Origin of the sequence: Neobacillus niacini (genome assembly GCF_046591715.1) — a bacterium.
Classification (GTDB): domain Bacteria; phylum Bacillota; class Bacilli; order Bacillales; family Cytobacillaceae; genus Neobacillus; species Neobacillus niacini_L.
The window spans coordinates 932,737-953,370 of sequence record NZ_JAWVNQ010000001.1 but is presented as its reverse complement, the minus strand read 5'-3'; the positions used below and the strand labels follow the sequence as shown (position 1 = coordinate 953,370).

The window sequence follows — 20,634 nt, the reverse complement described above, 5'->3', positions numbered from 1 at the left end:
TGTAGATCATCTTTCAAATTCTTTAGAACGAATAAGGTGTTAATATGATTAAAACGATTGCTGTAAACCAAAATTATCATTTGATCCATGATTTGGAACCTTCGGAGTTAGTCAATGGAAATTATTTATGGTACTGGATTGATTTTCACCAGCCATCTCAAGAGGAAATTGATGTTTTAAATACACCTCTGGATTTTCACCCGCTGGCGATTGAGGATTGTATCTTCACATTGCAGCGCCCAAAACTCGACTACTATGAGGATTATACATTTTTTGTTACACAAGCCTTAAATCCACTGACTATTACAAAAGAAGAGATTGATTTTTTCCTTGCTGAGAAGTTTATTGTTACCTTTCACCACCAGCCATCTCCTGAAATTGATGAGGTTTGGAGCAGATTTTCACTTTCTTCAAAAGTTAAGAAATGGAATCCTTCCCAAGTGTTATACCATGTTCTTGACAAAATGGTAGATAATTATTTTCCCCTTGTCTACCAAGTGGAAGATACCTTAAATGAATTAGATGAGAATTCTAAGGGGAGAACTATGGAGGCATTACTAGAGGACCTTTACGATACTAGACACCAACTTCTTGCCTTAAGACATACCGTAACTCCAATGAGAGATTTGGTATATCGAATCATTAATTCGCAACGGATGACAAAAATGCAGTTAAAGATTGAATATTTCTCTGACATTCATGATCATCTATTAAAACTAACTGAGATGGTTGAAGCTAATAGAGAATTAGCATCTGACATCCGAGATAGTTATATTTCATTAAATTCACATCAAACAAACCATGTGATGAAAGTCCTCACCGTGATTACTACCCTTTTCATGCCGCTTACCTTTATAGCAGGGATATATGGGATGAACTTTCACTACATGCCTGAATTAACTTGGAAATATGGTTACTTCACTACTTTATTTATAATGTTTTTAGTAGTTTTAGTTATGACTCTGTGGTTTAAAAAGAAAGGATGGTTCAAATAATCAAAAAAAGACTAAGCAGCTTAGTCTTTTTTTGTTACTCCCAATCTTCATACGTTACAGTTCCACCTGTAAGATCGATGGTATTTCGTTCACCTTTATAGTAAGTCTTTCCATCCTTTTCAATAATATAATTTTCATAGGTAAAGACCTCTTTTCCATCTGGAAGGCGGATGACAACTTGGGAGCCAAGGTTCTCTTCAGGTGATTCAATTTTTATTGTACTTTGATAATAATATCCAAAAAAGAAGAAGCCTGTTGTCAATATCAATACACTTAGTATGAAAAAAAATGTCCCCTTCCATGAAAATTGCTTTGTTTTTTTGTGATAAAGTTCCAATCTGGTCATTTTCTCCTCCATAAGCTCTATAATTGTTCGATAATTTTAATTATTCCTTTTATTTCCAATTATATTGATCCTTAACCATCAAATGGAAAAAGCCACACCTCTACCATATGCATGAATACTAAAAAAGTTGCCGGAATTTGATTTCAGATGATTTTTCTATAAAATGTTATAATAGAAGAGAGTGTTTATTTCGAAGGGGGATTTATCTTTGGCAAACAAAAATACAGAGGAAACAATGAAATTATTGGTGGATTTAGTATCGATTCCAAGTCCATCAGGTAATACAAATGAAGTAATTTCCTATGTTGAAAAATATCTGGCAGATTTGAAAGTAGAAACAAGAAGGAATCGTAAAGGCGGCCTTATCGCCACTATAGAAGGTAAGGATGCCAGTCGCCATCGTATGCTTACTGCACACGTGGATACACTCGGGGCAATGGTTAAGGAAATTAAATCAAACGGCCGACTTAAAATCGACTTGATCGGAGGATTTAAATTTAACTCGATTGAGGGTGAATATTGTCAAATCGAAACGAGCAGCGGCAAAAAAATAACGGGTACCATCTTGATGCACCAAACCTCTGTCCATGTATATAAAGACGCTGGAAAGCTTGAGCGCAACCAGGATAATATGGAAATCAGATTAGATGAAAGAGTACATAATGCAGATGATATTCGTGCACTTGGGATTGAAGTGGGTGATTTCGTATCCTTTGATCCGCGGGTAGAGGTAACACCAAGCGGATTCATTAAATCACGTCATTTGGATGACAAAGCAAGTGTAGCCATTTTACTTCAACTTATTAAGCAACTGAAAAGTGAAAACATAGTGCTGCCGTATACTACCCATTTCTTAATCTCGAACAATGAAGAAATCGGGTATGGAGGTAATTCCAATATTACACCTGAAACAGTCGAGTATTTAGCCGTGGATATGGGGGCAATGGGTGACGGACAATCAACTGATGAATATACCGTTTCGATTTGTGTAAAGGATGCCAGCGGACCTTATCATTACGGACTTCGTAAAAATTTAGTCAGGCTTGCTGAAGAAAACAATATTGAGTACAAACTTGATATTTATCCCTTCTATGGCTCCGATGCCTCAGCAGCTATTCGTGCTGGACACGACATTGTACACGGGTTAATCGGGCCTGGAATTGATTCCTCCCATGCTTTTGAACGGACACACGAATCATCAATTGAAAATACCGCAAAACTTTTATTACACTACGTACAATCTAATTTAGTGATTTAAAATAAGGAGGTTCGCTATGTTTTCAAATATTGGTGTACCCGGATTAATCTTAATTCTTGTCCTCGCCTTAATTGTCTTTGGACCGAATAAACTGCCTGAAATTGGCCGTGCATTTGGTAAATCACTTCGTGAGTTCAAACGTGCTACAGATGGAATTACCAATGACATTAAGGAAGAGTTTAAGGATGATTTAAAAGAAGCACAGAAGGATAAAATTGAATTAAAGAAATAATAAATGCAAGCTGCAAATCGCAGCTTGCATTTTCTATCTTCGTGATTTATCCGCAAAGTTCTGAAGTTGGTTGATTATTTTCTTCCGTGCTTTATCATTTCTTAGTAAATAGGCTGCCCCTAGCGCAGCTGTTGTCAATAATAATCGATTTCTTGCCAAAGGATTCAACTCCACATTTCTATTCTTCTAACATTTTCTTGATTTTTTCATTATGCTGTTTAGACTGTTCAAGAAGTTGATTTAATAATTCAGCTGCAGTTTTATCGTTTTTCGCCTCAACAGCAGTTTTTAGATTATGGAAGGTTTTCCAATGGCCCATCGCTTTGCCGCCATGTGCTTTTTGTACAAATTCCTCTTTTGTTATTTTTCCTTCATCTAACTGTTTCTTTAACTCTTGGATCTTTGACATTTTTTCTTGCTTCCACTTTTCACGTTTCTCGGCATTTTCAGGACTTAGCCACTTGTTTCTTAATTCTTTTTTCTCAGCTAATACTTTTGTCCATTCTTCCTTTTTATCAGGAGTATATTGATCCACCCATCCTATTAGTTTTTGTTCACGTTCAGCCATTTTTTCCTGCCAGTTTTTGTGATTATGCTCCTCGTTTTCACAATCACATTCTTCTGTTTCCTGCCCTCCATTTTTATCACCGGAGTCTGGAAGTGCTGGTTTTTCATTTTGACCTGGCGTTTGTACATTCGCTGATACAAAGCCTGGCATGGCCAAAATTAGTCCTAACACAATTATCAACATTCTTCTTTTCATTTTCAATTCTCCTTCTTTCTTACTATATTCGTTAAAAATATTTACCAGTTTTAAATTGGCACGAATTTATCATTCCCTGTAAACTGAAAAAAAATTTACCAATTTGACAAATTTTCATAGCAAATACCACTTGTTTCTTAAGATGTGATATCGTATTCTATGAATATAGAGGATATGTGAAATGTTTCACAAATTAACTGAGCTTTTAGCTCTATATTTTTTAAAATTAAATGTGAAATGTTTCACAAAATTAAACGTGAGTATTGTGATAGGAGAGGGTTAAAATGAATAAACCAAAAATTGTAATCTTAGGAGCAGGTTACGGAGGAATCATTACAAGTAAGAAACTAGAAAAGTTACTAAAGTCTGGGGAAGCAGACGTTACATTAATCAATAAACATGAATACCACTATATTACAACCCAACTCCATAAAACCGGTGCGGGTACGGCTAGCGACCGTCAAATTGCGATGGAGATTCCTGAGCTGATTAACTCTCAAAAGACAAACTTTAAAAAAGGCAATGTTACAGGTGTTGATGTTTCCAAACAAATGGTACACCTTGAGGGTGGAGAAACAGTCGAGTTTGATTATCTCTTAATCGCTTTAGGTTTTGATATTGAAACATTCGGAATCCCTGGGATCAAGGAACATGCTTTTGCAATTCGAAGCTTTAGAAGTACAAAAGCCATTTTTAATCAAATCATCAGACAATTATCTCTCTATAAAGAAGACAAAGATCCATCACGCCTAACTTTTGTTGTAGCAGGCGGCGGATTTACAGGAATAGAAATGTTAGGAGAATTAGCAGAAGGACTTCCTAAACTGTGTAAAAAATATGATGTTCCTTATGAAGATGTAAAAATTGTTGCGGTTGAGGCTGCACCTTCGGTTATCCCATTTTTCCCTAAGGAATCCATCCAGTATACAACCGAAGTTCTTAAAAAGTTTAATATCCAAATGTATATGTCAACCAAGATTTTAGAATGTACACCTGAAAAGGTGGTCCTTGAAAATAATGTTGAAATACCTACTCGAACATTAATATGGTCATGCGGTGTGAAAGGAAATGAAATTGTACAGAACTGCGGGCTGCCAATAGTAAAAGGCAAACTGCCAGTAGATTCATTCCTCCGAGTTAAGGATAAGAAAAACATCTTTAGTATCGGTGACTGTTCCTTATTCATGAAGGATGAAAAAAATGCACTCCCCCCAACAGCACAGGTTGCCCTGCAAGAAGCTGATGTTTGTGCTAAAAATATTGTCGCTTCCATTCGAGGAGGAAGCTTGAAAGCTTTTGAGTATCACCATAAAGGGTCTGTCGCATCAATTGGGACCTTTGCTGCTGTAGGAAAAGTTGGTAACTTTAGACTATCTGGATTATTTGGTGCCTTTATGAAACAGGTAATTGAAGCTCGCTATTTATTTAACCTTGGCGGTCCTTCCCTTATTATTAAACAGCACTTTGGAGTAAGTAAAGAACCTGTAAAAATTACAGCAAACCAATAACCGGTAATTGCAATGGAAAAGGAATCCCTCCCCTTCCATACCATTGATTAGAATATCCCTTTGTTTAATTTTTGCCTTAATTCCCCCAATGTTAAGGCAGCAAAACCACCTTCAGTTAGGTGGTTTTTTCATTTTCTAATTTGAGGAAAAGCTTAATTATTCGAACTTAATACACATCCTTTTTGATAAAAACAAAGAATGAAACAAATAATCCAATTGCCCACCAAACAAGGAGTACCAGCATCGAAAATGACAATGTCATGCCTTCAATAGGCGGCGGGTTCCCATTCATATAGTTTGTTAACTTTAGATTCACCATAAAGAAATACTTAGCTGACTCCCATGAGGAAACCATGTTGCTAAGAATCGCACCTGAAATGAGAGCAGCCAGCATAACACCCATTCCAGCAGCCGTACTGCGGATTAAGACCGATAGCATGAAAGAAAGGGTTCCAACAACAATCGCTACAAACCATACCAGACCAAAATCCATTAATAGAAATTGCCACTGGTCGATTAACTTCACACCTGCGGTATTTAAACCTGTATCACTTACACTAAAACCAGTCAATACTGGTGCACCAAAGCCTTTATAGCCAAATACCAATCCTGATATCCCATAAGAGAGGATTCCTGCTATTGCTACAATTAACGAGATGGCAAATGTCAGTGTTATATATTTACTCAACAGGACCTTCCACCTTTTAACTGGCCGCGTTAATAGTAACTTAATTGAGCCTTGGCTATGCTCAGAGGATACAAGATCGCTGGCAATAACCATTACCATCAATGGGATAAACAGCTCAATTGAATTCTCTAAAAAAATCCTCATAAATGTCGGTGCGCCAGGCTCAGAGGGGTTAATGTCATGATCTAAATAATATTGATTTTGCTGCAGGGCCACTTGGAGTTGTTTTTTCCATTCATCCGAAATACGAGAGCTGCTGATTCGGTTTTGCTGGTCAATTATGGTCTGTTGAATCATCGTCCGCCAATCGTCGGTTCCCAGCTTTTCTCGTTGTCTTTCAACCTCTTTATATTGGGCATACGTAAACATGGCAACAAGAATACCAATAATAATCGCAATCACAACGAGACGCTTTTTGGCAATGAGCTTCATCATTTCATTTTGAATTAGTTTACTCAATGGAATCACCCCCGGTTAACTCGAGGAACAAATCTTCCAATACAGGCATTTTCCGATTCATTTCTGTCACCGATACACCTGCTTCCACAAGCTTTTTATTCCATTCTGCTGTTTTAATCTCATCAAATTCCGTCGAAATGGACCCGTCTTCTTTTTCCTCAATGGTGGTGAGGGAACTCAGCACCTGATTCCCCTTCTCTTGGGGGTGGAAACGCCATAGTACTCGTTCTCGGTTTGATAACAAAGTATGGACAGAGTCCGTTTTTATCACGGTACCTCTAGAAATAATCGCTACTCGGTCGCATAGCTGCTGGATTTCACTTAATAGATGGCTGGATACAAGAACACTCAATCCCTCTTCTTCTGCAAGGAACCGAATAAACTCCCTCATTTCTCTGATTCCAGCAGGATCCAGTCCATTCGTGGGTTCATCAAGAATTAGTACCTTTGGTCTGCCTAATAAAGCTTGGGCAATCCCCAGTCTTTGTCTCATTCCAAGAGAATAGGTCTTCACTCTATCATAAATTCGGTCTTTTAAACCCACAAGCTCCGTCACTTCATTAATCCGCTCTTCACCAATTCCGTTAAGCATATTCGCAAAATGCAGCAGATTATCATAACCAGACAAATAAGGGTATAATTCAGGATTTTCCACAATACAGCCGAGATGTTTCATTGCTTCCTCGAAGTTATCCTCGATATTATAGCCGCCAATCTGAATGCTGCCTGAACTTGGTTTTATTAATCCTACTAACATCCTGATCGTCGTCGTTTTACCGGCACCATTTGGACCTAAGAATCCAAATACCTCGCCTTCTTTTAATTCAAAACTAATTCCTTTAATAATTTCCTTCTTCCCGATAAATTTTCTTAAATTATGTACAGATAACGTTATATTCTCCATATTTGAGGGTCTCCTTACCAGGTAAGCAATGAAGCTACTCGTTCCGCTATTAATCGGTAGCCCTTTGTATTAGGATGAAACTTGTCACTATAAAGATAATCATTAACCTCTAACTCAAAGAGATCAAAGGTAGGGACAAAGACAATCTTTGGGAAAGAGGCGCTTAACTCGGCACTCTGATAATTCCAATGACGAACTATTTTTGACATCTCTTTTCCCTCTTCTAAATCTATAAATGGGTTATATAAGCCTATGAAAAAAACATTTGCTTCTGGATTACTTGTCCGAATCTGCTTGAAAATAAAATTCATGTTATCAAGGAATTTCTGCTCAATTCCAGGTATGTCATCAGGATTAAATTCTAATAACCCTTGTCCACCTCTAAACAAATCATTTCCGCCCATCGTAATTAAAACCATATCAGCTGTCTGAATTTGGCGCATCACTTCCGTTTGTTGTATTTGCTGCTTTAGCTGATCGGAACGCTGTCCGCTAATTCCTAAATTCGTCAGCATTACTTCCTGCTTTGTTTTTTTCTTCATTTCGTCCATGAGGATACCAACATAGCCTTTTCCAGTTTCATCACCTGTTCCCCTTGTTAATGAATCACCTAAGGCAACAATATGGAGGGCATCCTTTTTATCGGCTTTTTTTTCAACAACACTTTTCTCTGGAATCTTATCGGGCTTGCCTGTATAATATTCCGCTACAGCAAAGCCAAGTCCAAAGAGCCAGAGGAGGCAAAAAAACACTGATACCATGGTTATAGTCCTTATGACATTCTTATTCAAAAAGCTTCATCCTTTCTGGCTATTTCTACCTTTTATTTAATCACAATTAATAGCTGAATCAAACTTTCAACCCACAAAAAAACCGGTTCCTAAACGGAAACCGGTTCTTTCTTTGCACTTTCTTCTAAGCTGTCTTTTGGTCCGAAAAATTCAAAGTGAATATTTTCTTCCTTTACTCCTATGTTCTTTAATGAAGTATTAATAGATTTCATAAATGGCAGCGGGCCACAGAAATAAAAGTCAGCATCTCTATTTGATAAGTTCTTTTCCAGCCATTCTTGTGTCACATAGCCTTCAACATCAAAGGTTTGGTTATTGCGATCTTCTTCAGTTGGTGAATCATAAAAGAAGAATGTGTTTACATTGTCTTTAGAAGCTAGTGTTTCAACTTCTTCCCTAAGTGCGTGGACATTTCCATTTGCTGCCGCATGAACGAACGTTACCTTCCGTTGAGGCTGCACCTCAACAACTGTTTTTAACATACTCAACATTGGCGTTAATCCTACGCCGCCGCTTAATAACACTACAGGTGTATTTTTTTCTGTATCAAGTACAAAATCCCCGGCAGGAGCACTTACCATTAGGATTTCTTCTTCTGTAACACCATCATGCAGGTAATTCGAAACCATTCCATCAGGGTTCGCTGTTCCAGCTTCTCGTTTCACGCTAATACGATAATAATCTTTCCCTGGAGCATCAGATAAACTATATTGACGAATATGGGTAAATTCCTCTCCATCGATTTCAAGTTTAATGCTTATATACTGACCAGGAAGGAAATGTGCAAGTTCCTTATTGTCAACAGGTTTTAAATAGAATGATGTAATGACATCACTTTCGATTACTTTACGGTCAACAATAAAACTGCGGAATCCATCCCAGCCACCTTGTTGTTTTTCAGCCTGTTCATACATTTCTGCCTCAACACTGATAAAGACATCTGCTATAACTCCATAAGCTTCTCCCCATGCGTTGATAATTTCATCTGTAGCAGCATCCCCAAGGACATCTTTGATTGCTAATAACAGATGTTTGCCGACAATTGGATAATGCTCTGGTTTAATCCCTAAACTTCTATGTTTATGAGCGATTTGCTTAACCACTGGAAGGATTGCTTCAAGGTTATCAATATATTGCGCTGCCGCATAAACTGTCCCCGCAAGCGCTCTTTGTTGTCTTCCTTGTTTTTGATTCGCATGGTTAAAGATATTTAATAGTTCTGGATGATTCCCAAACATCAACTGATAGAAGCGTGTTGTAATCGTTTCTCCGTGTTGTTCTAAAACAGGTACAGTTGATTTAATGATTTCAATTGTTTTTTGACTTAACATCACTAACACTCCTTATGTAGTTATTACTATTTATAAAGTGATTATATGAGATAACGCACTTGGAGTAAGTGATGTAAATCACATTCTGTTATAAGTTTTTCTAGAAACCTATTAAACTGTTTGTTTTACATGTAAGACATTTTTTAATTCTTCCGTTAAAAGAGGAACAATTTCAAATAAATCACCAACGATACCGTAATCTGCTACTTTGAAAATATTTGCCTCTGGATCTTTATTGATTGCCACAACGACCTTTGAATTAGACATTCCAGCCAAGTGCTGTATGGCTCCTGAAATACCTATCGCAAAATATAAATCAGGTGTTACCACTTTACCTGTTTGACCAATTTGTAAGGAGTAGTCACAATATTCCGCATCACAAGCGCCGCGTGATGCTCCTACCGCACCACCTAAAACATCCGCTAATTCCATTAACGGTTTAAATCCTTCTTTACTTTTTACCCCGCGGCCGCCAGAAACAATAATCTTTGCTTCAGATAAATCCACTCCTTTTGTTGCTTTTCGAACAACATTCTTGATTACCGTTCGAAGATTATTTATTTCCACTTTGAGATGTGTGACTTCGCCTCTATTTGAGCGATCCTTTTCCAATGGCGCAATATTATTCGGGCGAATGGTAGCAAAAATGATTCCATCATTTACTTTCTTTTTCTCAAATGCTTTGCCTGTATAGATGGGTCTAGTGAAAACTACGTCATCTTCTTCTTTTTCCACGCTAATGACATCGGAAATTAGCCCTGTGTTTAGTTTCATCGCAATGCGTGGAGATAGATCTTTTCCTAATGCTGAATGACCTAAGATCATTCCTCCGGGATTTTCCGCTTTAATTACTTGAAGAAGGGCTTCTTGATAGGCATCAGTTGTATAATTCTTAAGTTCAGCGTGATTAACCACAACAACACGGTCTGCTCCATAGTCAAAAAAAGGATTAACGGCTTGATTGACATTCTCTCCAAGCAGTACACCAACCACTTCACCGCCATTTGCAATCACTTTCCCTGCTGCAATCCCTTCAAATGATACGTTTCGTAATTCACCATCTCGAATTTCGCCAATTACTAATACTTTTCTACTCAATTACAACACCCCCATTAAATGACTTTTGCTTCTGACATTAAAAGTGTAACTAACTCTTTAACTTGAGTTGAAGCTTCTCCCGCCAACACTTTCCCAGCATTTTTGGCTGGCGGCAGAGACACTTGAAGTGTATGAGTCTTCGCCCGAGCATCGTCCTCATCAAGATCAAGGTCATCCAAATCAATCATTCTAAGAGGCTTTTTCTTTGCTTTCATAATTCCAGGCAGTGAAGGATAGCGTGGTTCATTTAGACCTTGTTGTGCAGTTACAAGAACTGGTAGTGATACTTCAATTGTTTCTTCATCTCCTTCTACATCACGGACGATGGTTGCCTTCCCATCTGCCACATCAAGTTTTGTAATCGTTGTTACTTGGGGGATTCCCAACATTTCCGCTACTCTAGGTCCTACTTGACCCGTACCGCCGTCAGATGCAACATTCCCCCCTAAAATAATGTCGTATGGCTGTGTTTTTAAATATGTACCTAACAAGACAGCAGTTGTGTACTGATCCATCTCATCAATATCTTCACTATTAATTAACACCGCTTGGTCAGCACCCATCGCAAGAGCTGTGCGAAGTTCTTTTTCTGCATCCTCATCCCCTGCCGTTACAACGGTAACCTCACCACCGTGAAGGTCGCGAAGTATGATGGCCTCCTCTATGGCATATTCATCGTAAGGGTTGATGATAAATGTGGCACCGCTGCTATCAATATTTCCATTTGCGATAGAAATTTTTTCTTCAGTATCAAATGTTCTTTTCATTATGACGAAAATGTTCATGCTAGTTCCTCCCAATCAATAATAGTTAAGGCGCTTTGTAATAATAGTATTTATACGTTTAATTTTAAGTATATTCAGAAAAATATACAATGTAGGCTTTTACACAGAAACTAGAAATTTTGTAGGAATAACTCTATGTAAAAAAGACTTTCCCTATGGGAAAGCCTCTCATCTTGACTAAATAGATATTTTTACGAGACACTTACATCTATTTTTTCAAAATCATCTCTTAATTTTCTTTTTAAAATTTTTCCTACGCCGTTTCTAGGTAATGACTCAACAAAAATAACACGTCTAGGAGATTTATATTTTGCAATGTTTTTTTGGGTATAGCTAATAATGTCTTGTTCACTTACCTCTGAACCAGGCTTTTTAACCACACAGGCAACGACTTCTTCCCCCATTCTTTCGTCGGCTACTCCAATAACTGCAACGTCGGAAACGGCTTCATGTTTGATGATGATTTCTTCTAGATCCCGAGGATATATATTAAAACCGCCGCGAATAATTAAATCTTTCTTACGATCAACGATAAAAATATAATCTTCATCATCCATCATGGCTAAATCACCAGTGTATAGCCAGCCATTTTTAATTGCCTTTGCTGTTTCCTCAGGCAGCCCATAATAACCAGGTGAAATCGTATCGCCTTTAACGATTATTTCACCTACTTCTCCTCTTGGCAGTTCGGTTCCATCTTGGTCAACAATTCTTACTTCAACGTAAGGAAATGGAATCCCAGCAGAACCGCGTTTGATCGGAACACCATCCCAATGACCAGCAACACCGCCTGTTGCAGCCTCCGAAAGGCCATATGCTTCACGTATATCTGCATTAAACCTTTTTTCGAATGTTTCAATGACCATTAGCGGTAAGTTAGCAGAACCGCAATTGACAGATTCTAAACTTGATAGATCATATTTATCCGGGATTGGGCTAAACGCCATTGAGTGAACCATCGCAGGAACGACTGCAAACCATTTGACTTTAAAGTTCTCTATGGCTTGACAAACTTTTTCTAAATCAAATTTAGAGTAAACTACGATTGAGTTACCTAACATGAAGCTTGTACACATAACACCGAAGCCGTATATATGTGCCAAAGGTAAAACTACTATTGTTGTATTGCGTTCATTTCTTCCCTCTTTTAAACTAGTTTGAAAAGATTGCATAGGTTCGACCGAAAGATTTTTATGGGTAAGCATAACCCCTTTAGGCCTGCCTGTTGTTCCCGATGTATAGAGAATAACTGCAAGATCATTATCATTGGCAGCTTTCAAAACTTCTTCCGACACATCTATCTTTTCAATTTCTGGGTACAACTCAATTATGTCATATCCTTCGCAGGCACTACGGTCTTCAATTGAGTCAGTAACGATAAATTTCATTGGAATTGTTAGATTTTTGGCTGCCTCAATCATTTTCGGTAAAAATTCAGCGGTTGTAAAGATAGCTTTTGCGTTCGAGTCATGGAGGATATAAAAAATTTCATTGGGGTGCAAAAGATACATAACAGGTATGACGATGTTACGAGAACGGAGAATGCCTTGAAAAGAAAAAATAACCTCAGGATTATTTGGCATACTGACAATCACTTTATCTCCATCGGCAATACCTTGATTCCTTAAAAGAATCGATATTTTTTTGGCAAATTTCTCAACATCATGATTGGTGAACACTTTGTCATCATGGTATAGAAAAGGGTATTCACCATAATGTTCCTTTGTATGATCAATCATATTTGTTAATAACATAAGGTTCCTCCTTCTCTCAATTACCCGATTTCAATCACGCAGGATTTTTCTCGGGTGTTCTCTAATATTGAATCCTTTCCAAAGCCGCTTTCTTTATAACCACCAAACGGCAACTCAACTCCTACTCGGCGATAGGTATTTACCCAAACATTTCCTGATTCCAGGCCTTGAATCATTCGCTGTGCACGGGCAAGATTCTGTGTCCATACACCCGCACCAAGACCGTAGACTGTATCATTCGCAATTTCTAAAGCCTCTTCCTCGGTATCAAAAGGAATAACGACGGCTACTGGACCGAAAATTTCCTCCTGACAGATTCGATAAGAGTTTTTGTCAACTTGAATTAATGTAGGTTCAACCCAATAGCCTTTGGCATACTTTGGTTGTCCTGGTAATAACGCTTCTCCTCCATGTCTGCCGCCAAAGATAATTTTTCCACCCTCTTTCACGCCCAAATCTATATACGAGCAAACCTTTTCATATTGTGCTTGATTTGCAATAGGACCCATTGTACTCATCGGATCCATAGTGTCACCTAGTTTAATAGATTCAAAAGTCTTTTCTTTCATTTTCGTTAACAATTCATCAAAAACAGATCTTTGGATTAATATTCTAGATCCACCGACGCAAATTTGTCCCGCGTTACCGGTAAAAATCCCATTTGTCGTAATTCCTTCTGCAGCTTTATCCAAGTCAGCATCCGCAAAAACGATATTAGGAGATTTCCCGCCTAGTTCAAAGGTTAATGGTTTTGGATCTCTTGCAGTCGCTTGGACAATTGCCCTTGCCGTCCTTCCGGAACCGGTTAAACTAACTCTATTCACACCTTTATGACCAACTAATGCATCTCCGATCTCAGTGCCTAGACCAGAAATGACATTAAGTACACCAGGCGGTAAAATTTTTGATAGTAATTCTCCGTATCTTAAAGATGAAACTGCTGCTAACTCTGAAGGCTTAATTATTACGGTATTCCCAGCAGCTAGGGCATAGGCAGCTTTTATTGTGAAGGTAAAAAGTGGAGAGTTCCATGGAATGATACCTAATACAACCCCTAACGGCTCGCGGATTGTATAACCAAAGCTAGTAGGTCCAAGTGGAATAGTTTCTCCTCGGCTTGCCACAGAAGCTGCTCCAGCCGCATCATACCAAATTTGAGTCAAAACTGGGATTAGCCCATAACTCGTTTCCCTAACGACCCATCCGCAATCCTTTGTCTCTAAACGAGCTAGTTCTTGACCGTGCTGAGAAACGAGATCACCGATACGCCTTAAATAATCCGCACGCTCTAGAGCCGAAAGTGACGCCCAGCCTGGAAATGCACTGCGAGCCGCAGTAACTACTGTTTCAAAGTCCTCTGTCGTACTAAGAGGGATTTTAGCCCACACTTCACCCGTTGCCGGATCATAGCTATCCATTGTTTTTTCAGAACAAGAAGGTACTAAATTTCCATTAATAAGATTTTGGAGCCCTAATATTTCATTTGCAATTTTCATTTCATCTTCTCCTTTCATTTTCACAAGAATCTCTGTCATCCTAGGATAAGAGCGGTTGGTTTTATATTTTGCATATTATGTATCAGCAGAGGTAGAAACCGCTTTCATTTATTTGCTTCATCACCTCCATTTTAATATCCATTTAATAGACAGCTATCCTAGAATGTCCTTAGTACTTATAGTAAAGGAACGCTTTTACAATTCAAAAAATTCAAATTACTAGTATCATTAAATTATTAGATAGTGAAATAAATAATAAATCGAAAAATCTCCTTATATAAAAGTATTTATAAAAAAAATAAAATTTTTTACGTACAACATAACCACGACATATATACATTTTAAACCCGACATCTGAAAAGGATAGTCGAGGTTGTCAATAGTACATTTATAAGCACAAAAAGAACCTAATTCATTATTGAAGTTAGGTTCTTTCTAATTTCATTGAATGTCTTGATATTGTTGAAGCCATACCATGATCTTTTTTTGTATTTTAATAGATGGTAATTTTAATCCTCTCTCAATACTGCTTATATAAGATGAAGAAATTTCTATTTCTTCCGCTAATTGAAACAAAGAAAGACCCAGCTTTTTTCGGGTTTCTCTTACAAGTTTGCTTATATCTTCCATCTCACCAGCTTTGTTTGAATGTCCTTGGGGATTGGTATGTAATTTTCTCTGAACCCTTTGATTCCCCTCAATGGAACTGTATTTTTCTTTAATAAACTCAGGTGGGGTAATTTGAATGGATAAATTTGTCCATATCCTTGCCCATCCCTTATTTAAAACAATTGATTCATCCCACTTCTCATAGTTCCATGCTTCGATAACCCCATCTTCAAAGAGCATATCTAAAGCTTTTTCGAGGCGATCTCTCGTTCGCGATGGAGTTCGTACATTTACCTGTTCACCAATTGCAGACATAAGAGTACTTACCTTAATAGGCTGCGAATAGGCTCCCTTTCTTGCCTGAATCCTCCATCTCCAGCTTAAATACCTAGTTATTCTTTTTTCCCATGTTTGGCGATAGGGATTATATTGCAGTGCTTTGACAGGAAGCAACGCCACTTGTCTTCCTGATCCGTGAAGATATTTGCGAAAGACTTCTCCCACAGTAAACATTATTCTTTTACCTAATGGCTGTTCAGATATACAATATTCTTTCATATTCTGATCATTAAATATTAATGCACGACCTTGGAGTTGCAACTGAACCTGCTTTCCTTTTTCGTAAATTACAGCCTTATCTAAATCAATCCATAGACTTTGCAGCCTTGTAAGCGATTGCAACAATACTTCTCGCTGCTTCGGTTCAAAGCCGCCTCGGCGCCCATCTCCCCCAAGCTTAGGCTTTATACCGCGAATCAGTAACAAATCCTCCACTTGGATTTCTACAATATCTTGATAATGCTGGGCCTTTGATAAAAAAATGCAACATAGCGCATCAAGCAAATCCACGTCTAAATCTGATAAGTTCTTTGCTTGGTCCCATGCCTCTTGAACGATATCATTTTCAGATGATAGATTCTGTGCTAAATAGGGTTTTATTTGAACCATTCCATCTATATTTCCCTTTATAGCAGGGGCTGTTGGCCACGGAGTAAAATCATAGCTTTGAAAGCTCTTTTTATAAATAGACTCCCTAACAGATTGATATGGAGCATTATTCATCACAAGTATGTTCTCTTCTTCAATTAATGTGTATGTAATATCTTTCCTAACTGGTAAGGATTTTAATTCATCTGGCAGCTTTTTTATGTTTAGTAGTTTTTCAATATTTTCCTTTGAGCAATTTTCAATATCATAAGCAGCAATAATTTTTTTTACCCAATCCTGGATATAAACGTTTACAATTTTAGTAAACCTTGACAAAAACTCAATATTCTCTGATAAGTTGTTTACCAAGTATTTGTAAAAAGTATTATTAAACTCTTTATCATCCATTCTGGTCATGAAATTTGAGCCGATTGATTTTTCCATTTCTTCTAAGACCCATTTAGTTAAATGGGTTTTATTCCACCTGGAGAAATTTTCCCAAACAGCATTATTAGCAAAGAAAGTGTTATTCCGTAAAATTTCAGCAAAGTGTTTAATCGATTGTTCAATAAACTTTACGTCTTTTAGCAGGGAATGATTATTATCGGCAATATACTTTGCCAACAAACTCATTACAATGTTTTTAGCAATCCTTCCGATCACTTCATTTCTTGCACCTTGCCTCAGTTTAATAAAGAGGGCTTCATTTTCAAAATATGCATGGTCCCAAACGATAAAAGTACTACTTGAATCGCTAGATTCATCAAAAATAGGTAGTTTCGTAATTGAAATCCCATACTTTTCCAAAAGCCCCTTACTTTCTTCGATATCTATTACTTTATTGTTATAAATGCAAAGTATCGTAAAGTTTTTAATCTTATTCGTCCATTGCTTAACATAATTATTCTGCTCCGTGAGATCTGCATTACTTGAATGAACAACATGAATGTATTCGTTTTTCAACAAGAAGACCTCCTTAATACATATAGTAATAATCTTATCATTAGTTATTGTAATATTCTATATATTCATTAATTTAATGGTATGATTAATTTTTATTATTGCACTAAATGAGGATATTTTTTTATGTAACAATGCTAAAAGACAGCTGAGCAGGATGATTCCTTCTTAGCCGTCTTAAAGGATCAGGGACTACTTTTAGGTGATATCTCCCTCTATTTTCCTTGATAAAAATAGTATATTCTATTGTGTTCTTCCTTTCTAACTTCCCCGAGGGATTCTAAATATATTAGGTTTGTTATCGTTTGGATAAAGGCAGAACCGGCACGATCAGGAGGCAGATTGCTACCATATACACTTTGGGAAACCTGATAAGCGGTACTTCCGGCTTCTTCAATAGCACTGTAGGTTTGCTGCCATCTTTTATGATAATGTGCCTTCAAAACTTCTACTCTTGAATGTAAATCCAATATATGTCCACCATGACCTGGAAGAACATACTTAGCTTGTAATTGTAAAATCTTATCGAGAGCATGAAAGTAGTCCTTCAATGGATTATCGCCCTCCTTTTGAGGCATAACAATTGGGTTAACGGAATTCAATATATGATCACCAACAAAAAGAATCTGCTTTTTCTGATTATAAAAACTGAAGTGGTCAAGTGAATGCCCGGGAGTCCAAATTGCTTTATACACATTGTCCCCTATGCTAATATCATCGTCCTCATCAAATAATTCATCAGGGTCAAATTGATAGGATTTAAATCTATGAAATCGATCGTCTAGGTTTGGTTTTTGCGGCTCACCATGCTTTAATAAATAAGAGGTTAGGGGACTTGAATAAATTTCATCAATAAATAATGAACGGATATTTTTTAATTCCAGAGAGCCTTTAACCGACATCCATACTGGGGCGTTAAACTTCTTTTGGAACCATCCTGCAAGGCCAATATGATCCGTATGTGCATGTGTTAAGACTACCTTTTCAACGGGTATTCCATTTTCGAGTGTTTTCGTCCATACTGCTACCGCTTCTTCCGTATAATCACCTGTGTCTACAACCGTATAGCCCTTTTCACCTTTAATTAGATAGCAATTAACATGTCCAAAATCATAAGGGATTGGTACTTTTAACTGATAAACCTGGTCTGTTATTTTCGTTATCACTTTACAACCCCCTTGTAACTTTTTTCTATTTTTAAAAGCTATTCAATTCAATTAGCGAACCATTGTGTTTCCGCCATCTACCATAATCGTCTGTCCCGTGATGTAGTCAGCATCACTGCTTGCTAGAAATACAGCAGTTCGACCGATGTCATCCTCACAATCACCAAGCCTGCCAAGAGGAATAAGGGAAACCATTTTATTGTAGGCATTTGGATGCTCTACCTGCAACCGCTCAACACCAGGTGAACTTGCAATTGGGGAAATAAGGTTTACAGTAACTCCATACCTTCCCCATTCAGTAGCAGCAACACGAGAGATCCCGCGAATCGCTTCCTTTGCTGCTGCATAAGCGGTTTGTTTACCAAGTCCAATCATCCCAGCAGCAGATGCAAAATTAATAACTTTCCCTTTTGTTACTTTTAAGTAGGGTAAGGCACTCCTCATTAAAGTAAAAGTGGACCAAAAGCCAGAATTTAAAGCTATATCCATTACTTCTTCCGTCGTTTCCTCAAAAATAACATTTTTGGAATTCTGAGCATTGTTCACTAAAATATCCAGTTTTCCAAATCTTTCGATTACTTTTTCAATTAGGCTTGGTAAAATATTGCGATCCGATATATCTGCCTGCAAATATAAGGCATCACAGCCCAAATCTAACAATTCTTGCTCTGTCCTTTTCCCCGTTTCCTCACTCCTGCCAACAAATACAACCGATGCCCCCTCTTTCGCAAAAGCATGACAAATCCCTCTTCCTATCCCCGATGAACCCCCTGTTACAAACGCCACTTTATCTTTTAATCTCATTTTCAATCTCCTCCTTATAACTAATTATTTTGAAAGTCTATTAATGAAAATTGGAAGGAATTTAAGTATGCCATGGTATAATCAAAATATTCCATCAACTGTATTATTTAGGAGGTCTTACGATATGGCACGTCAAATTCCTGCCGATTTAGTCATCGAAAATGTTACAGTCGTTACTATGAACCCGCTTTGCCCATTTGCCAAAGGTGTTGCCGTTACAAAGGGAAAAATCGTTGGGCTTATACATAATTCAAATGAAATATGGCCACTAGCTCCTGGCGGTGAGCGTGTTAACTATAATGGGATGACGGTGATACCTGGACTTATCGATGCGCATTGTCATCTTCGGGCACAAATTAGCAGAGATCTGGCTGTTCCCTGCGGACGTAAACACATAAGCAATATCGAAGACATCATTATTGCCATTCGTGAACGGGCTGGCCAGCAGGCAGCTGGAACCTGGATTCGGGCTGCTGGCTATGATCCTTTTTATCTAAAAGAGAAACGACATCCCACTCGGTGGGAGTTGGACAAAGCAACCACAAACCACCCTATTCGCCTGCGCCATGTCTCTAGACATGCTTCTGTTTTAAATAGTGCCGCGCTGGACAAAGCAGGAATAGATCGCAACAGTACCGACCCGCCTGGGATTACCGTAGAACGTGAACCTAAAACTAGAATCCCTACTGGTGTAGTATATGGCGGAGATACTTGGCTCTCCCGCCACGTTATTATGCCGATAACACCTAATGAGCTTCATCGTGGGGCAGACCGTTTACAAACCATGCTTTTGAGCACCGGGATTACAGCTGTACAGGATGCTACCCCCACAAACACTCTTGATGACTTGAATTTCTGGGCCAGCCGGATTGATAACAATTGGCCCATTGCCATTCAATTAATGTCTGAGGAAATGAATCATGCGCACATGACCAATTTTCTAGGAAACGAGATACCAAAAAATATTTCCAATCGATTAGAAATGGGTCCCGTCAAGGTAGTGTTGGAAGCTCTCCCAGAGCTTTTCCCGCGGCCTGAAGTACTTTTACGAATAGCTGTTGAGGCCACGCGCCGGGGGTTCCCACTCGCGGTTCACGTTGTTGACCCTGAAATGGTTTGGGCTGCGATAGATGCGTTTCGGAACGTGAGTGAAATCAATCCAGGAAGGAAAATCCAACACCGGTTAGAACATCTTAGTTTGTGTCCAGAAGCCTTTTTGCCTGATATCGCCAAGTTAGGACTTATGGTAGTAACGAATCCAAGCCTTATCTATGATCATGGTGACCGTTATCTTGCCGATGTGGAAATATCCGAACATAACTGGCTTTATCGTATGAAAAGCTTATTATCTGAAGGAATTGCCCTAGCAGCTGGTTCGGATGCACCCGTTGCAGCATTCAATCCTTGGGTTGGGATTCAAACATCCTGTACCAGGACAACTTCTTCTGGTAAGATTTTTGTTCCAGACGAAAAACTAAGCCGTTGGCAGTCCTTGGAAATGTACACGACTGGAGCAGCCCGTGCAGCAGGATGGCAAAACATACGCGGCATGATTCGCCCCGGACATCATGCCGACCTTGTAGTAATAGATCAAAACCCCTTGACCTGCCCTGTTGAATCTTTAAGTGACATCCAAATCAATTCAACATGGATATCTGGAAAGCTTGTATATGAAAACTAACAACCCAGCATCTACTATTTTCATAGTTTGTCAAATTTTGTTGATTCCATTATAATTGACTTATTATTCAACTTGTAAA

19 protein-coding genes are annotated in these 20,634 nt (G+C 38.2%); 5 read left to right on the top strand and 14 right to left on the bottom strand.

Going from position 1 to position 20,634, the window contains the following annotated elements:
• Nucleotides 1–44: 44 nt before the first annotated feature.
• Nucleotides 45–995 carry a magnesium/cobalt transporter CorA gene (gene corA / locus SFC47_RS04620; RefSeq protein ID WP_411253063.1) on the top strand — a complete coding sequence of 317 codons (951 nt, stop codon included), beginning with the start codon at nucleotides 45–47 and terminating at the stop codon, nucleotides 993–995.
• A gap of 34 nt (nucleotides 996–1,029) precedes the next feature.
• Here the strand turns inward: corA and SFC47_RS04615 are convergent, their stop codons facing one another.
• On the bottom strand, nucleotides 1,030–1,263 hold the full coding sequence (locus tag SFC47_RS04615) for a hypothetical protein (protein WP_411253062.1): 234 nt from the start codon (nucleotides 1,261–1,263) through the stop codon (nucleotides 1,030–1,032).
• Nucleotides 1,264–1,576: 313 nt separating this feature from the next.
• Here SFC47_RS04615 and SFC47_RS04610 point away from each other — a divergent pair, with 313 nt between their 5' ends.
• Nucleotides 1,577–2,599 carry a M42 family metallopeptidase gene (locus tag SFC47_RS04610; protein WP_411253624.1) on the top strand — a complete coding sequence of 341 codons (1,023 nt, stop codon included), beginning with the start codon at nucleotides 1,577–1,579 and terminating at the stop codon, nucleotides 2,597–2,599.
• A gap of 16 nt (nucleotides 2,600–2,615) precedes the next feature.
• Complete coding sequence (gene tatA, locus SFC47_RS04605) at nucleotides 2,616–2,831, top strand: twin-arginine translocase TatA/TatE family subunit (protein ID WP_411253061.1); 216 nt, start codon at nucleotides 2,616–2,618, stop codon at nucleotides 2,829–2,831.
• A gap of 33 nt (nucleotides 2,832–2,864) precedes the next feature.
• On the opposite strand, the gene SFC47_RS04600 is transcribed toward tatA, so the two are convergent.
• Nucleotides 2,865–2,990 carry a hypothetical protein gene (locus SFC47_RS04600; RefSeq protein ID WP_411253060.1) on the bottom strand — a complete coding sequence of 42 codons (126 nt, stop codon included), beginning with the start codon at nucleotides 2,988–2,990 and terminating at the stop codon, nucleotides 2,865–2,867.
• Nucleotides 2,991–3,009: 19 nt separating this feature from the next.
• A complete protein-coding gene (locus SFC47_RS04595) occupies nucleotides 3,010–3,594 on the bottom strand; it encodes a hypothetical protein (protein WP_411253059.1) in 585 nt (194 codons plus the stop codon).
• A 284-nt stretch (nucleotides 3,595–3,878) separates the two neighbouring features.
• On the opposite strand from SFC47_RS04595, the gene SFC47_RS04590 reads away from it, so the two are divergent.
• Nucleotides 3,879–5,102, top strand: coding sequence for an NAD(P)/FAD-dependent oxidoreductase (locus tag SFC47_RS04590; protein WP_411253058.1), 1,224 nt, complete (start codon nucleotides 3,879–3,881; stop codon nucleotides 5,100–5,102).
• A gap of 166 nt (nucleotides 5,103–5,268) precedes the next feature.
• On the opposite strand, the gene SFC47_RS04585 is transcribed toward SFC47_RS04590, so the two are convergent.
• The 11 genes from SFC47_RS04585 to SFC47_RS04535 all read right to left on the bottom strand — a co-directional run bounded on the left by SFC47_RS04585 (nucleotide 5,269) and on the right by SFC47_RS04535 (nucleotide 18,874).
• Nucleotides 5,269–6,249 carry an ABC transporter permease subunit gene (locus tag SFC47_RS04585; protein WP_411253057.1) on the bottom strand — a complete coding sequence of 327 codons (981 nt, stop codon included), beginning with the start codon at nucleotides 6,247–6,249 and terminating at the stop codon, nucleotides 5,269–5,271.
• Nucleotides 6,242–7,153, bottom strand: a complete 912-nt coding sequence (locus tag SFC47_RS04580; RefSeq protein ID WP_411253056.1) for an ABC transporter ATP-binding protein — start codon at nucleotides 7,151–7,153, stop codon at nucleotides 6,242–6,244. Before SFC47_RS04580 ends, SFC47_RS04585 begins: the two co-directional genes overlap by 8 nt.
• Before the next feature lie 14 nt (nucleotides 7,154–7,167).
• The gene (locus SFC47_RS04575; protein WP_411253055.1) at nucleotides 7,168–7,944 is read right to left on the bottom strand and encodes an SGNH/GDSL hydrolase family protein; all 777 of its coding nucleotides are present in this window, start codon (nucleotides 7,942–7,944) and stop codon (nucleotides 7,168–7,170) included.
• Between the two features lie 89 nt (nucleotides 7,945–8,033).
• Complete coding sequence (gene hmpA / locus SFC47_RS04570; RefSeq protein ID WP_411253054.1) at nucleotides 8,034–9,275, bottom strand: NO-inducible flavohemoprotein; 1,242 nt, start codon at nucleotides 9,273–9,275, stop codon at nucleotides 8,034–8,036.
• A gap of 111 nt (nucleotides 9,276–9,386) precedes the next feature.
• Nucleotides 9,387–10,373 (bottom strand): electron transfer flavoprotein subunit alpha/FixB family protein, encoded by a 987-nt coding sequence (locus tag SFC47_RS04565; protein ID WP_411253053.1) that lies wholly within the window; start codon nucleotides 10,371–10,373, stop codon nucleotides 9,387–9,389.
• A 14-nt stretch (nucleotides 10,374–10,387) separates the two neighbouring features.
• Nucleotides 10,388–11,158 carry an electron transfer flavoprotein subunit beta/FixA family protein gene (locus tag SFC47_RS04560; protein ID WP_411253052.1) on the bottom strand — a complete coding sequence of 257 codons (771 nt, stop codon included), beginning with the start codon at nucleotides 11,156–11,158 and terminating at the stop codon, nucleotides 10,388–10,390.
• 191 nt (nucleotides 11,159–11,349) lie between these two features.
• Nucleotides 11,350–12,912, bottom strand: coding sequence for a class I adenylate-forming enzyme family protein (locus SFC47_RS04555; RefSeq protein WP_411253051.1), 1,563 nt, complete (start codon nucleotides 12,910–12,912; stop codon nucleotides 11,350–11,352).
• A gap of 20 nt (nucleotides 12,913–12,932) precedes the next feature.
• Nucleotides 12,933–14,408, bottom strand: a complete 1,476-nt coding sequence (locus SFC47_RS04550) for an aldehyde dehydrogenase family protein (RefSeq protein WP_411253050.1) — start codon at nucleotides 14,406–14,408, stop codon at nucleotides 12,933–12,935.
• A gap of 441 nt (nucleotides 14,409–14,849) precedes the next feature.
• Nucleotides 14,850–16,907: a helix-turn-helix domain-containing protein gene (locus SFC47_RS04545; RefSeq protein ID WP_411253049.1), complete on the bottom strand. Its 2,058-nt coding sequence runs from the start codon at nucleotides 16,905–16,907 to the stop codon at nucleotides 14,850–14,852.
• A gap of 212 nt (nucleotides 16,908–17,119) precedes the next feature.
• Nucleotides 17,120–18,070: an MBL fold metallo-hydrolase gene (locus SFC47_RS04540; RefSeq protein ID WP_411253048.1), complete on the bottom strand. Its 951-nt coding sequence runs from the start codon at nucleotides 18,068–18,070 to the stop codon at nucleotides 17,120–17,122.
• 51 nt (nucleotides 18,071–18,121) lie between these two features.
• Nucleotides 18,122–18,874, bottom strand: coding sequence for an SDR family NAD(P)-dependent oxidoreductase (locus SFC47_RS04535; RefSeq protein WP_411253047.1), 753 nt, complete (start codon nucleotides 18,872–18,874; stop codon nucleotides 18,122–18,124).
• A gap of 124 nt (nucleotides 18,875–18,998) precedes the next feature.
• On the opposite strand from SFC47_RS04535, the gene SFC47_RS04530 reads away from it, so the two are divergent.
• On the top strand, nucleotides 18,999–20,555 hold the full coding sequence (locus SFC47_RS04530) for an amidohydrolase (RefSeq protein ID WP_411253046.1): 1,557 nt from the start codon (nucleotides 18,999–19,001) through the stop codon (nucleotides 20,553–20,555).
• Nucleotides 20,556–20,634 lie beyond the last annotated feature (79 nt).